Below are 13,760 nucleotides of genomic sequence, written 5' to 3'. Positions count from 1 at the left end.
TTTCACTCCTTTTTGTCTAACTTGGAAATAGTGTAACAAGCAAATATGAATAAACTATTAATAAACAAAGACAATATTTTTGCCGAGGCCATTCCATACCAATCACCCATATTTGCAAAGGGTTTCAAGCCATTTCTCCCAATCAGCATCTGATATTTCCTCCCTAATAAGGCATGCTGTTTAGGTCAAAATTAATTATGGTAATAAAAAAAGCCCTCCGGCCGCGCCGGAAGGCAAATGAATCACAATTTATTGGATCGGTTTCAATTTCGCTTCAATTTCAGCTCTTCGATGCTCAAGATACGGCGGAAGAGCGATCGTTTGGCCAAGCTCATCAAGATTCTCATCTACCATAAAGCCCGGTCCGTCTGTTGATAACTCGAACAAAATGCCGTTCGGTTCTCTGAAATACAGCGCCTTGAAATAGTAGCGCTCCACAATGCCGGAATTGCTAAAGCCTTCCCGGCTAATGATCCGGTGCCACCCGGCAAGTTCTTCTTCATCTCTTACCCGAAATGCGACGTGGTGAACACTTCCTTTGCCTTGACGCTCGCGCGGAAGATCGTTTCTTTCTATTAAATGGATTTCCGTTGCAGCACCGCCTTCTCCTGATTCCAGAATAACGGCGGTTCCTTGCCCTTCGACTGGTTCACGGCTGATTTCTGTAAATCCAAGAATATTCGTTAATACGTGTAAGGTTGGTTCAGCATATGGCACAGTCAGTTCAATCGGCCCTAACCCGCGAAACGAAAATTCTTCCGGAATGCCGCTCTGTTTAACAGGCAGGCCATATCCTTTTCCTTCCTCATCAGCAGTCAGCACAAGTCGCTGCCCTTCATGATCTTGAAATGCCAATATGTCACGTCCAGCTCTTTTGGATATACCGCTGTGCGTTACTTGCTGCTCTTCAAAACGTTCTTTCCAGTAATGCAGGGCTTCTGTGCTTGGAACGCGCAATCCAATAGAAGAAATACTGTTTGTTCCCGCATGAAACGGTGCAATGCGGGGAATCTCGAAAAACGTCAGCTCAGTTCCCGGGTTTGCCACTTCATCTCCGTAGAACAGATGGTACATTGTCGGTTCATCCTGATTGACGGATTTTTTCACGAGCTTTAATCCTAATACTTTCTTATAGAAATCCAAGTTTTTTTGTGCGTCGGCCGTTAATGCCGATACGTGGTGAATGCCGTTAACTTTCATATGTGTCCCTCCAGGTTATTTTATCTCGATTTCGAGATATCATATCATAATTGTATATTTATTGTTCTAATAACAAAGTATTTTATTCGCATGAGAAAGTCAACATATCAGCTTCACCGAAGGTTCGTTCATTTTCTGAATTCTCACCTCCCCTCTGTACCGGCTAAAATCCTAATACATAAAACACGAACTTTATAAATAAAAATCACGAAGTTTATTCGTTTATAGATTGTTAAAACAGGCGTTTTTACAGTTTTATTTGCTGTACACAAAGCAAATTTCGAAAATCAGAAAATTTATTTTATTTCACTTTTCTAAAATAGGGTTTACAATATGAAAAAATAGATTCTTCAACATGAAGCTTCAACATCATAGGAGGTTAAGGACATGCATACTGAAGACAACGGTTTGAAAAAAGAGATAGGCCTCTTGTTTGCCCTTACTCTTGTCATCGGAACCATTATCGGTTCTGGTGTTTTTATGAAGCCCGGCGCTGTGCTTGCTTATTCAGGTGATTCAAAAACGGCGCTTTTCGCCTGGCTGTTAGGCGGTATTTTAACACTGGCGGGCGGTTTGACAATCGCGGAAATCGGAACGCAGATTCCAAAAACCGGCGGGCTTTATACGTACCTTGAAGAAGTGTACGGCGAGTTTTGGGGATTTTTGTGCGGCTGGGTGCAGATTATCATTTACGGCCCGGCGATTATCGGCGCGCTGGGTTTATATTTTGGATCTTTAATGGCGAATCTTTTCGGCTGGGGATCTGGACTATCAAAAGTCATTGGAATTATAGCAGTTCTCTTTTTATGCGTCATTAATATTATCGGTACAAAATACGGCGGTTTTGTCCAAACGCTGACAACGATCGGAAAACTGATTCCGATTGCCTGCATCATCATCTTTGGCCTTTGGAAAGGCGATCAGCACATCTTCACAGCAGTAAACGAAAGCATTTCTGATATGAACTTCGGGGCGGCTATTTTAGCTACGTTGTTTGCTTATGACGGATGGATTCTCCTTGCCGCTCTCGGCGGAGAAATGAAAAATCCCGAAAAGCTGCTGCCACGCGCTATGACGGGCGGATTATTAATTGTAACGGCGATCTATATTTTCATTAATTTTGCATTGCTTCACATCCTGTCAGCGAACGAAATTGTCACGCTTGGTGAAAATGCGACAAGCACCGCTGCAACCATGCTGTTCGGTTCAATTGGCGGAAAGCTGATCAGTGTAGGGATTATCGTCAGCATCTTTGGGTGCTTAAATGGAAAGGTGCTTTCTTTCCCGCGTGTTTCATTTGCAATGGCGGAACGCAAACAGCTTCCATTTGCTGAAAAACTGTCACATGTACACCCGTCGTTCCGCACACCATGGATTGCGATTTCTTTTCAAATTGCTTTGGCTTTGATTATGATGCTGATCAGCAACCCTGATAAGCTCTCAGAAATCTCCATTTTCATGATCTACATTTTTTATGTGATGGCCTTTTTTGCAGTGTTTATTCTCCGCAAGCGAGCAAAGGGAGAAAAGCGCGCCTACAGTGTTCCGCTTTATCCATTTATGCCAATTCTGGCAATCGCGGGCTCCTTCTTTGTGTTAGGCAGCACACTCATTACAGATACAATGAGCTGCGGATTATCCATCCTCATCGGCCTTGCCGGACTGCCTGTCTATTACGGGATGAAAAAACGAAAAGCAAGCTGATAAAACGGTTCCCTTGTTTAGGGAACCGTTTTTTGGTGAAACAGAAGATAAAAGTTGACAGGAAAAACACAACTTTTGATATACTTTTTACGTTAAGCAGAAAGTTTTTGCAAACTTGGGTCGTTTTTTTAAAGCGAAGTAGGTCAAAATAAGGAGACACGATTTATCAAAAAAGTCAAGATACGTTTTTTTCGACTTTACCTGTTTTTTTTCGACAAAAGGCTATATAATAATTTGATGTGTGCATTGTTCATTCAAACTATGGAGGGTTTTTAATGATAAGAAGAAAAAAAGATAAGTTCTCACTCCTTTTAACAGAAATTGCAAAGAACATAGACGAAACTGCAGAATATTTTGTGAATTTTAAGGTCACTAACCAAACGACTCTTAAAGAATTTGCAGATACGTTAAAGGAATATGAAACAAAAGGTGACAATCATGTTCATGTCATGATTAAAGAGCTTAACAAAGCGTTCATCACTCCTATTGAGCGCGAAGATATCCTTCAGCTGACAAACAGCTTGGATGATGTGCTTGACGGAATCGAACATTTCTCTGCCATGATGGAGATTTTCTCAATTACTTCATCAGACGAGCATATTGATAAATTCAGCGGATATATCAGAGAATGTGCGAAAGAGATTTTGATTACGATCGAGCTGCTGGCAGAAAATCGCTTAAAAGATATTCAGCCTCACGCAATCAAAATTAAAGAATATGAGCACAGTTGTGACAACTTGCACAGAAAATCATTAAAGAATCTTTTCGGAAATGAAACAGATCCAATCAAAGTCATTCAATATCGTGAAATATACGAAACGCTTGAAGAAATCGCCGACTCTTGTCAAAGTGTTGCCAATAATCTTGAAACCATCATTATGAAAAACGCGTAACGAGGGGTAAAAATGGATATTCTATTAATATTAACGATACTAATAGTCATTTGTGCTCTGGCGTTTGATTTCATCAACGGGTTTCATGATACGGCAAACGCAATTGCGACTTCGGTATCAACAAAAGCGTTAAAACCACGCCATGCCATTATATTGGCTGCTGTGATGAACTTTGTCGGAGCAATGACGTTTACAGGTGTTGCCAAAACCATTACGAAAGACATCGTAGATCCTTATACGCTGGAAAATGGCTCTGTTGTCATTTTGGCTGCGCTACTCGCTGCAATTGCCTGGAACCTTATCACATGGTACTACGGTATCCCAAGCAGCTCATCCCATGCCATCATCGGCGCTATTGCCGGTGCAGCCATTGCGGCAGCCGGATTTGCAGCGTTAAACTATAAGGGCTTCATTAAAATCATTGAAGCACTGATTCTATCACCAATTATTGCCTTTGTCCTTGGTTTTATTCTTTATAGCATCGTTAAGCTGATTTTCAAAGACAGCAACTTGGCGAAAACGAATAAGCAATTCCGCAGAGTGCAGATTGTAACAGCTGCCCTGCAATCGTATACACACGGAACAAACGATGCGCAAAAAGCAATGGGAATTATCACAATGGCTCTCATCACAGCGAATTTACATACTTCTGCTAATGATATTCCTACCTGGGTGCAATTCGCCTGCGCGACAGCCATGGGTCTCGGAACATCAATCGGCGGCTGGAAAATCATCAAAACCGTTGGCGGAAAGATCATGAAAATCCGCCCGGTAAACGGTGTTTCCGCTGACTTAACCGGAGCAGCCATTATTTTCGGCGCCACATTTATTCATTTGCCGGTCAGTACAACCCACGTCATTTCTTCATCAATTCTTGGCGTCGGTGCGTCACACCGGGTAAAAGGCGTAAACTGGGGTACGGCCAAGCGAATGCTCATTACATGGGTCATCACGCTTCCGATTTCAGCGACACTTGGTGCCATCGCCTACTTTATTTTAAATATGATATTTTAATGTCACACCGCTTCTGTCAAAGGAGCGGTTTTTTTGATGGAACAGGAAAACCATCCGGATCTCTCGAATACAATAAGCAGAACCTATTTCAGATGTGAGGGATTCGAATATGGTTTTATTCTTTCAGATCATGGTCTGGTGCATCGTGGCCGGACTGGGGTTATACGTGTATGCCACGTGGCGTTTCGAAGCGAAGGTCAAAGAAAAAATGTCCGCCATCCGGAAAACTTGGTATTTGCTGTTTGTTCTGGGTGCTATGGTATACTGGACATATGAGCCCACTTCCCTATTTACCCACTGGGAACGGTATCTCATTGTCGCAGTCAGTTTTGCTTTGATTGATGCTTTTATCTTCTTAAGTGCATACGTCAAAAAACTGGCCGGCAGCGAGCTTGAAACAGACACAAGAGAAATTCTTGAAGAAAACAACGAAATGCTCCACATGTATCTCAATCGGCTGAAAACATACCAATACCTATTGAAAAACGAACCGATCCATGTTTATTATGGAAGTATAGATGCTTATGCTGAAGGTATTGATAAGCTGCTGAAAACCTATGCTGATAAAATGAACTTAACGGCTTCTCTTTGCCACTATTCGACACAGGCTGATAAAGACCGGTTAACCGAGCATATGGATGATCCGGCAGATGTACAAACACGGCTCGATCGAAAGGATGTTTATTACGACCAATACGGAAAAGTGGTTCTCATCCCTTTTACCATCGAGACACAGAACTATGTCATCAAGCTGACGTCTGACAGCATTGTCACGGAATTTGATTATTTGCTATTTACGTCATTAACGAGCATATATGATTTGGTGCTGCCAATTGAGGAGGAAGGTGAAGGATAATGGAACGTGCGTTTCAAAACAGATGCGAGCCCAGAGCGGCGAAGCCGTTTAAAATCCTGAAAAAACGTTCAACCACCAGTGTCGCAAGCTATCAAGTCAGTCCGCATACAGCAAGAATCTTCAAAGAAAACGAACGGCTGATTGACGAGTATAAACGAAAAAAAGCATGATCACACTAAAAGGACAAGGGAAAAAGCTCTTGTCCTTATTCCTTTTCTTAAAGGATTACATATAATAAATACAAACAGAGGATAATGTCAGGTGATACAGTGAAAAAATTGGTGAGGCGTGTGAAGTTTGTTGATTACGGAAGGTTTGGGCTTTCCGGGTACTCGCTTCGGGTGAGGGAGCGCAGTGCTGGAATTATTAAAAAGTTGAAGAAGAAAAAATAAATCCCGGAGCGGCTCCGGGATTTTTATGGTCTTTGATCAGCTTAATTGCGCTGCGATCTTCGCTTTCGTCGGAGGCCCGTAGATACCGTCAGCAGTTAAACCGTTAACAGACTGAAAACGGGCAACTGCGTCAGCTGTTTTCGGTCCGTAAACGCCGTCAATTCCGTTGTTAACAGCGCCTTTATCAGGGTAAAAATACAGAGCCGCAAGTGCTCGTTGCACCTGAAAGACGTGTTCTCCTGAGGTATAAGGTGTTGTCAATTGAATGATACCATCAGGGAGCGGATAGAGCTCGGGTTCTTCAGCGGACGATGGAGCACTTACAATTAATACTTGACCAACGCGAATAAGATTCGGGTCTTCGATATTGTTCCACTCTTGCAGCTGAGCAACCGTAACACCAAATGCTCTCGCTATGGATGTAAGTGTGTCGCCCTGTTTCACGACGTAAGTTTGGCTGCCGCCTCCCCCAATTCCTGCTTTGAACGAATCCCACGTATCTAATAATTTTCGCGGACATTCCTTCCCTGACCAATACTTATGAGGGACGACATTGGCGAGACTGATATTATGTTCAGCCATTAATGTTTTGATGAGCCACTGGGCATTTGCTGTTGCTTTTGCAAAATCTCCATCAGCATTTTCGCAAATTTCAATTCCGATAGAAGCCCGGTTGCCGCTGCCATTTCCGTCTCCCGCATGCCAGCCGTTTTCATTCAAAGGCAGATGCTGATAAATTTCTGTATCATCAACTGTAAAATGCCAGCTTGTCGTCGTATCAGGATTTTTCAAATAGCGGGCATGGGCCGCAGCATCCGCTCCTACTGCAGTATTCGCTGTATTGTGCACCGTAATGTAAAGCGGCGTCATTGCGTAGCCTGGACGGTTATTTGCGCCAACCGGAATAAAGTCTTGAATAATGTTAACCATTTTCATCTCTCCTTATTTCGTCAGATTATTGTCCCTTAACAAGTCGCGCTGTTTTTTCCCTTTTTCTGTTACATAGTTGTTTTTAAACCAAGCGGCAAGTGTCGTTCCAATTGTAAATGCGATGGAACCGGCTGAATAAAGAGCGTCAGCGAGCTGATTGACCTGCTCCTCCTGAATGTCCAATGGTGATTTGCCGAGCATCAGCATGGTCTGGTTGATTAAAGCAATTAAAAGAAGCACCGTCCTGATGACCGTGCCCTTGTCAAACGTGTTCATAAAAATCCCCCTTTAATGCTGCAGCAGGCTGTACATAATGGCGATGGCTCCGCCAATGATGCCTGTAGACACTGCTGTAATGATGGCACCTGTGATGGTGCGTTTAATCCACGTGGTGTTTTCTTCAATTTTGTTTAATTTTTCGTTCAGCGTCATGATTTGCTGGTCTTGCCGGTCAGACACGCGTTCTAATGCGGAAACCCTCTGCTCAAGTGCTTTGTGCTCGCCTTTCATGTCTGCTAAATCCTGCTGAAACACATTCACGTCTGCCTCTTGCTGCATCTCTCACTCCTCCTTCACATGCAGATCACCTCCCTTCCGAGGGCCGAGACTATTATGAAACCGCGGTCCCTTTTACCGAAAGAGTACCGCCGGTGATACTGATAATCTCCATGATGATCTCCTTAAACCCTTTAATATCAAAGGCCCATGCCTCAGCTTTTCCTAATGTACTGGAGGCAGTGGTAGCATCATCAGTTTTCACGCCTCTGATCGGCAGTTTCTGTCCTGACACCGATTTGCCCCAAAATTTGACTTCGCTCATTTCTGCTGTGCCGTAGACTTCAACGAGTAAATGCGCGGCACCGTCAACAGGTAAAGCAGCCCCCTCGCCGGCGGACTCTGCATTTTCATGAAAGACAAAGTCAAATGTTTTGCGAGCCTCGACTTTCAGCCGTCCATCGTGTGTTTGATTCTCCGCAAAGTCAATCTGTAAAGGCGTTTTTTCATTGACACGCACATCCATCTCACCCGCACCGACTGATTGGTATAATACAAACTCAGATTGCTGAAGATTCCCGTTCACATAGCGGAAACGGTAATAGCGTTTAGAAAGATATACCCAGTCCGTCGCTGTCAGGACGCCTGCTGCGACATTAACTGCTGCTGTCGTTGTCCAAACATTGTTGTTGTCGCTTTCTTCTATAAAGAGCGTACCTTCACGATCTGCATACGCCCAGCCCTTCACTTTCGAAATCAGAACTGCGCCAAGCCTGTCCTGCCCGAGCTGACTGTATGCCTCAGTCGCCTTTAAAGCAGCATTTGTTAAAATCTCCGCTACGCCTGACAAATTCGAAACAGGTGTCACAAAATCATTTTTTCCTCCTCGATAGGGCTTTACAGCGCCGGCTTTTCCAGCCTTATCGAGAGGAAATTCATATTGATACTTCACCATCTTCATCCTCCTTTGATCTAAAAACAGGCAAAATAAAAAAGCCTTACATGGCTTTACCGGTAATTTCTTTATACTGGTCAGCTGTGATCAGCTTTTTGTTCACACCCTCTGCCAGCTCCTCAATTGAACAGTCTTTATATGCTAATGCTTGTTTTACCATATCTGCTGTCGCCCACTCATAATAAAGGGCTAGCACCCAATAATTCATTCGGCAAGATCTCCTTTCAAGGAAAGTAATGATAGCTTTATATCTGACAACTCGCTTCCCAAAGTTTTGTTCAGCTCTTCAAGCTGCTTGCGTGCCAGCTTTTCTTGTGACAATTCTTGAGCGAGAAGCTCCACCTGATCAGGCGGCTCGTACGGCGGATTTTTTTGCAGCTCTTCCCACCAGGTTTCGAGTTCTTTTTGTGTTGGGATGGGCGAGCGCAGATTCCATTCAGCTATATAAGACCCTTCCCCGTCATTCTGAACGATAAAATCTCTTGTTGGGTCTGCACTGGGGTATTTAAACATGATTGCTTCTGCGATCATCATTTTGCCTCCTATCTTATACTGTAGGATAGTTAAGTCCTCCAAGTTCTTGGACGTCTATATAGTTGTATAGTTCGTTAAAATCGGATACACCTCTTCTATCATCACCGCTATAATTGCAATAACAATAGATCTCTATATAGTCACCTTTGTTCATAGGAACGGTTACATTACCATTTAATCCAAGGTACATTTCATTTTGCTTATCAACAAAGTCCCCTCTCTTATGGTCAATTGGTTTATACAATGATCCATTTAGATAGAGTTTCAGATGAAAATTGATGTAAGCCGGTGTATTTATCATATACAGCCCCACTCCTACTAAAAACATTCCATCATTAGGAGCAACGAATCTACTATTTTTTGTATCAAATGCATTGTGACTATCTTTTCTTTTGCGGTTAAATTGAATTTTTGTGTGGGCTTTTTTATCCAAATACTGTATGCCTGTAGTTCCTATATTTGCATGAGCAAATCCAGAAATTTTATGCCAAGCTGTCCAGCCTGACCCACTCCACCAATGCCTTATCCATGTACCAGTACTATCAATGTAACTGCCAGATTCATTTCCAGTGCCATAAAAATATTGAACAAATCTAAAATCACTGTGTTTCTCATTTTTCACGAAGCCGTAACGAAGCGGGTAACCGGTATTATTTCCTTGACCAATATCTATTAAAGTTAATCCCTGAGGATACTCATCCCCTCCAGTTCTAGCATCTGTTATTGCATCAGAGCCTGAAAGTTTGGTTAATTTTTGATTTGTATAATTTGTATCTACATAGGTTTTAGCATCAGCTAAAGCTTTGTCTGCTTTTGCCTGTGCTCCTTGTGAATTTTCAATCTCCATCCACGGAGTCCATTCTTCTGAATCTTGCTTTTTATTTCGGATAAATTTTCTTCTATTGTCTGGAATAGAAGCTGTTTCTCCCGAATAAGTAGTAAATTCTTGATACGGATAGGTACCAACATTATATACAAGCAAATACCCATTTCTATTAATAGGAGCATTTAATTCAGTCGTAGAAGAATAAATATAATAAAATCCTGTTTTAATTATATTATTTAAATCTTCATTGTAGAATTTTCCCAACGTTCCATCATCTTGAGTCAATTTGAAAATCTGACTGTTATTCCACTTAGTTTTATCGTTCTGCGTGACATGGATTTCCGTGTTATTAGCATGACTGTCCGTATAAAGCTTTGCTGTATTTAAAACAGTTTCTAGTTCATCTGATGAAGGGATCGTAATAAACTCAGTCCAGCCTGTGCTATCATACCAGTGACGAATAAATATTTTCTTTTGACCTGCGTTTCCGGCATAAAAGAAAAACTGTGCAAATCGATATATGCTCGATTTTATATTCAGCACTTCACCAAATTCATAGGGATAACCTGTAGACCCTTGGAGAATACTGACGGTGGTAATACCGATTGGATAATTGTTACCTGAATATGCTGCATCTTGATACAGTGACTCATCAGCAATTTTATTGATATTTTCACTTTTTAATTCTTCTGAAGTAATCAGCCGCTTCCATCCTCTGAACTCACCGTCAGTATGAACCATTCCGATCCACATGGTCACTTCATAGCTTTGGTAAGCAACAATTGTTTTTCTGCTGCTCTCCCCCTCTATGACATCATAGTTATACCAAGCATTATCTCCTTCAACTGGGTTGTTTACTATATTTTTACCTAATGCATAATAAAAACCGGTTGATAATGATAGAATATCTGTCCCATCAGGTACCCTAGTTCTTCTACCATTATCTTTGGTCAATTTTTTGAGTTGAGCACCATTCCATTTCACACGTTCATCATTAGTGATATGAATGTTGCTATTACCAATATGTTTGTCTATATAATTTTTAGCATTTTCCTCAGCCTGTTCAGACTTACTCTTAGATCCTGCTTCTGTCTCGAATGATACCCATTCGGACCACACTCCGCTCGTTAATGTTTTTCTCCAAATTCCCCCGTCATTTGTCATAGCAATCGCTTCCCCGTCGTTTTCGGAAAAGTATAAATAAATGCCTTTCGTTGATTGTGGAGGTGTATTCACTCCTGTATTTTCTGTGTGAAAAGTAAATGACTTCCTTTGCTCAGCAGCTGCTTTGTTAAAATCTTGTCCATTGTCTATGTTGATAAAGACTGAGCCATCATCTTTTGTAATCTTCGATAACTGACCCCCATTCCATTTCTCTCGCTCTTCCTCTGTAACATGCCGCACCTGATCTTGCTCATGCTTGTCAAAATCCTTCTTCGCCGCCTGCTGCACATTATCCACATTCCCCAGCCCGATTTGCGCCTTTGTTGTGTTGTGGGGGTTGTTCATGTCGTTTTTGTGGGCAGCCATGTCTGTGTGGGCGTCTTTTATGCCTTTTTCCCAGCGGTTGACGTCATCTTCGTTGATGGGGTCGTCCGGAAGCCAGTCTGTTTTTTCTTCGTATGTCATGTTTACACCACCTCAAAAGTAAATCTGAAATCAAGTGTTCTGTTTTCGCTGACGTCCAGGTCAGTCTTTCTCTCTGTGATGATGTTGCCCAGCTCGTCAAAAATTTGTACCGTTTCGATATGCTTAATGTCTTCCTCACGTTTTGTCAGAACGGTGACGGTCGCACCGTCAATGGCGAGCTCTACTATTTCTGTTTTTTGGCCGTTGAGCAGCACGTGATCGATTCTGCTTTTTAGATCAGCCGCTGTGCGTTCTCTGTATATGGTTGAAATCAAGTTAAAACCACCTCATTGTTGTTAAGAGTGACAGAATAACCGACCTTGAGCTCACTGGCCGTTCGGTATCTGCGGTGATTCAGGATGACTGTATCTTTGATTTGCAGCGTCTCATTCAATCCGCCTCTGAGCGTATACGCCAAATGAGCGGGTTTCATGTTTTCTATCGCTTCGATCAGCTCATTCATGTGCTGGAGGTCATCAACATTGATATCGACGTTAAATCGGTATTCGCCGGGAAGCAGGCGGACCTGTGCAGACGGGTTTTTCAAGAAACGGTTTACCGCCTGCTCAATGGCCCTGTATGTGATTGGCGGGATGTTCGACATTTTGGAAATGAGCCGCAATCGTCTGATCTCATCAGTGTCGCCTGATTCCCGCGGGACGTTTAAAATTTTTTCCCAGCGGCTGAGCCCCCAAGTCGCCGTCGGTACGAATAACTGATCCGTCAGATCAAATATGCTGTCATTTTGTTTATCAAACTCAGGCGCTTCCGCTTTCAGCAGCTCGGCCATTTCTTTAAGGCTGGTGAGAAACGGCGGCAGATAAGCTCGCATGTCATCTTGTTTGCTCAATGATCTTCACCTGCCCAAGCTTAGGAATTTCCACGTTGCTCAGCACCAGATTTTCAGACGTGCCGTTGATTTGAATATTGGAGTAGTCACTGACTGATGGTGAATTATAGACGATATTGTTAATTTGAGAAAGGCGGATAACGTTGTCTTCAAACGCCATTTTTTTAAAGAGGTTTAAAACGCCTTCCTCAATTTCCGACTTCACTTCATCAATTGAGTGATTGATCTCCGGCAGCACTTCGGCAGAAATCTCAACTTCCTTCCAGACCGCGCTTTCCACCGTGACAACGGCTCCGATTGGCGCCTGTCCCTCTCCCTGTCCTGGTTCAGGGTCGATATAATCTTTCACTTTTTGAATTAAAATAGGAGAAGCGGGCTCAAGATTCGCATTGGTGACGACAATTTTGACCGTGCCTTCACCGTTCCAAAGCGGGAAGATCTTTGCCTTTCCCACACCGTCCACTTCCTCAGCCCACTCTTTATAATGCATTTTATTGGCACTGACGGCCTCACGCCGAACCCTTGTAAAATACCGTTCTCGCAAGCTGTCATCTCCCTCTTCCTCGCGCCCCGGAATCAGGATTTCTTTGACAATGGCCGTTTCTAAACCGGGAATGGTATCCAATGACAGTAAATTGCGTCCGGTCAGATTGGCGTTTCCCGCTTCACCAGGTGTTTCACAGATGAGCGTCCCGTCTGCCGTATATTGAAAATAAAGATTATCCACGTAAAAGCGGGAGCCGACAGGAATAGTAACTCCAGATGTAAACTCTCCCGCTCTGACCGCCTTTGTCGCGGCTGTCCGTTCAATTCCCGCTTCCGCTGCACGCCTGTCTAAAAATTCGCCTTGTGCGGTATCAGAAAAAACGAGCTCAAGTACAGTATCCAGCCATATATAAGACTTCGCAAGCTCGGCCGCCGCCGGGGCTAACGCATTATAAATGACGCTGCCTTCTCTTGTGTCAATATCTGCGGAAATGCTGTTCAGCATACGCTCCATAATCGCTTCAAAAGTCTGATCTTCAAACATCTTCGCCAATCACCTCCTCAATCTCAAGCGTTCCTTCATCCGTCTCCACCACGAAGGACACATGAAACGCGTCGCCTTGTTTTTCAATCTCAAAATCTGTTACAGCCGATATCCGGTCATCATAAACCAGCGCCTCTTCTATCAGTCTCGGAATCTCCATCTTTTTATACGCATCAGTCGTCTCATGATCTGTCAGCACGTCCTGAAGCTCGTTTCCGACATTATGGCTGTATATGGAATATGCATAGCGTTCTGTCTGTAAGGCGATATACACGAACTGCCTGATCGCTTCAAGCCCGGTAATCAGCTCATTCGTAATTCTTCCGTTTTCAAAATCTATTTTGTACGTTTGCGAGGTTTCAATGACTTCGCTCTCAACTTCAATATCTTCAAACTCCACTTCTGGTGTCAGGGCCATGATGCCCACTCCTTTTACATGCTAAATAAAAACC

19 protein-coding genes are annotated in these 13,760 nt (G+C 43.0%); 6 read left to right on the top strand and 13 right to left on the bottom strand.

The genetic code is table 11. The annotated features are described in order from the left end of the window. Nucleotides 1-2 precede the first annotated feature (2 nt). Nucleotides 3-149: a hypothetical protein gene (locus NX903_RS06390; RefSeq protein ID WP_003244977.1), complete on the bottom strand. Its 147-nt coding sequence runs from the start codon at nucleotides 147-149 to the stop codon at nucleotides 3-5. Between the two features lie 100 nt (nucleotides 150-249). After that, nucleotides 250-1,200, bottom strand: coding sequence for a ring-cleaving dioxygenase (locus NX903_RS06385; protein WP_041344800.1), 951 nt, complete (start codon nucleotides 1,198-1,200; stop codon nucleotides 250-252). Between the two features lie 387 nt (nucleotides 1,201-1,587). Here NX903_RS06385 and steT point away from each other — a divergent pair, with 387 nt between their 5' ends. The 6 genes from steT (at nucleotide 1,588) to spoIISC (ending at nucleotide 6,059) form a co-directional block, all read left to right on the top strand. Continuing rightward, nucleotides 1,588-2,904 (top strand): serine/threonine exchanger, encoded by a 1,317-nt coding sequence (gene steT, locus NX903_RS06380; protein WP_041850924.1) that lies wholly within the window; start codon nucleotides 1,588-1,590, stop codon nucleotides 2,902-2,904. A 275-nt stretch (nucleotides 2,905-3,179) separates the two neighbouring features. After that, nucleotides 3,180-3,797 (top strand): DUF47 domain-containing protein, encoded by a 618-nt coding sequence (locus tag NX903_RS06375; protein ID WP_003218470.1) that lies wholly within the window; start codon nucleotides 3,180-3,182, stop codon nucleotides 3,795-3,797. Between the two features lie 12 nt (nucleotides 3,798-3,809). After that, nucleotides 3,810-4,811, top strand: a complete 1,002-nt coding sequence (locus tag NX903_RS06370; protein WP_003232642.1) for an inorganic phosphate transporter — start codon at nucleotides 3,810-3,812, stop codon at nucleotides 4,809-4,811. A gap of 109 nt (nucleotides 4,812-4,920) precedes the next feature. Next, entirely contained in the window at nucleotides 4,921-5,667 is a 747-nt protein-coding gene (spoIISA, locus tag NX903_RS06365) for a toxin-antitoxin-antitoxin system toxin SpoIISA (RefSeq protein WP_003244695.1), read from the top strand. Continuing rightward, nucleotides 5,667-5,837 (top strand): three component toxin-antitoxin-antitoxin system antitoxin SpoIISB, encoded by a 171-nt coding sequence (spoIISB, locus tag NX903_RS06360; protein ID WP_003232646.1) that lies wholly within the window; start codon nucleotides 5,667-5,669, stop codon nucleotides 5,835-5,837. The genes spoIISA and spoIISB overlap by 1 nt, the downstream gene beginning before the upstream one ends. Nucleotides 5,838-5,921: 84 nt before the next feature. Beyond that, a complete protein-coding gene (spoIISC, locus tag NX903_RS06355) occupies nucleotides 5,922-6,059 on the top strand; it encodes a three component toxin-antitoxin-antitoxin system antitoxin SpoIISC (RefSeq protein ID WP_003232648.1) in 138 nt (45 codons plus the stop codon). Nucleotides 6,060-6,095: 36 nt separating this feature from the next. On the opposite strand, the gene NX903_RS06350 is transcribed toward spoIISC, so the two are convergent. The 11 genes from NX903_RS06350 to NX903_RS06300 are packed head-to-tail and all read right to left on the bottom strand — an operon-like array spanning nucleotide 6,096 to nucleotide 13,726. Then, nucleotides 6,096-6,989 carry an N-acetylmuramoyl-L-alanine amidase gene (locus NX903_RS06350; RefSeq protein WP_041850925.1) on the bottom strand — a complete coding sequence of 298 codons (894 nt, stop codon included), beginning with the start codon at nucleotides 6,987-6,989 and terminating at the stop codon, nucleotides 6,096-6,098. 12 nt (nucleotides 6,990-7,001) lie between these two features. Continuing rightward, entirely contained in the window at nucleotides 7,002-7,265 is a 264-nt protein-coding gene (locus NX903_RS06345) for a phage holin (protein ID WP_003232653.1), read from the bottom strand. A gap of 12 nt (nucleotides 7,266-7,277) precedes the next feature. Next, nucleotides 7,278-7,547, bottom strand: a complete 270-nt coding sequence (locus tag NX903_RS06340) for a hemolysin XhlA family protein (RefSeq protein WP_003232655.1) — start codon at nucleotides 7,545-7,547, stop codon at nucleotides 7,278-7,280. 52 nt (nucleotides 7,548-7,599) lie between these two features. Continuing rightward, on the bottom strand, nucleotides 7,600-8,439 hold the full coding sequence (gene xepA / locus NX903_RS06335; protein WP_041850926.1) for a phage-like element PBSX protein XepA: 840 nt from the start codon (nucleotides 8,437-8,439) through the stop codon (nucleotides 7,600-7,602). A 43-nt stretch (nucleotides 8,440-8,482) separates the two neighbouring features. Then, nucleotides 8,483-8,647, bottom strand: a complete 165-nt coding sequence (locus NX903_RS06330; RefSeq protein WP_041850927.1) for an XkdX family protein — start codon at nucleotides 8,645-8,647, stop codon at nucleotides 8,483-8,485. Beyond that, nucleotides 8,644-8,973 (bottom strand): XkdW family protein, encoded by a 330-nt coding sequence (locus tag NX903_RS06325; protein ID WP_144482533.1) that lies wholly within the window; start codon nucleotides 8,971-8,973, stop codon nucleotides 8,644-8,646. Before NX903_RS06325 ends, NX903_RS06330 begins: the two co-directional genes overlap by 4 nt. Before the next feature lie 13 nt (nucleotides 8,974-8,986). Beyond that, nucleotides 8,987-11,428, bottom strand: coding sequence for a pyocin knob domain-containing protein (locus tag NX903_RS20965; RefSeq protein ID WP_144486612.1), 2,442 nt, complete (start codon nucleotides 11,426-11,428; stop codon nucleotides 8,987-8,989). A gap of 2 nt (nucleotides 11,429-11,430) precedes the next feature. Then, a complete protein-coding gene (locus NX903_RS06315) occupies nucleotides 11,431-11,703 on the bottom strand; it encodes a hypothetical protein (protein ID WP_015715738.1) in 273 nt (90 codons plus the stop codon). After that, on the bottom strand, nucleotides 11,700-12,278 hold the full coding sequence (locus NX903_RS06310) for a YmfQ family protein (RefSeq protein ID WP_014476551.1): 579 nt from the start codon (nucleotides 12,276-12,278) through the stop codon (nucleotides 11,700-11,702). The genes NX903_RS06315 and NX903_RS06310 overlap by 4 nt, the downstream gene beginning before the upstream one ends. Continuing rightward, nucleotides 12,262-13,308 (bottom strand): baseplate J/gp47 family protein, encoded by a 1,047-nt coding sequence (locus tag NX903_RS06305; RefSeq protein WP_024573155.1) that lies wholly within the window; start codon nucleotides 13,306-13,308, stop codon nucleotides 12,262-12,264. Before NX903_RS06305 ends, NX903_RS06310 begins: the two co-directional genes overlap by 17 nt. Next, a complete protein-coding gene (locus NX903_RS06300) occupies nucleotides 13,301-13,726 on the bottom strand; it encodes a DUF2634 domain-containing protein (RefSeq protein ID WP_003232671.1) in 426 nt (141 codons plus the stop codon). Before NX903_RS06300 ends, NX903_RS06305 begins: the two co-directional genes overlap by 8 nt. Nucleotides 13,727-13,760 lie beyond the last annotated feature (34 nt).

This window comes from Bacillus sp. FSL R5-0576 (assembly GCF_038004765.1).
Lineage (GTDB): Bacteria > Bacillota > Bacilli > Bacillales > Bacillaceae > Bacillus > Bacillus subtilis.
Note: the sequence above shows the minus strand (reverse complement) of the source record. Positions and strands in the feature narration are given on the sequence as shown.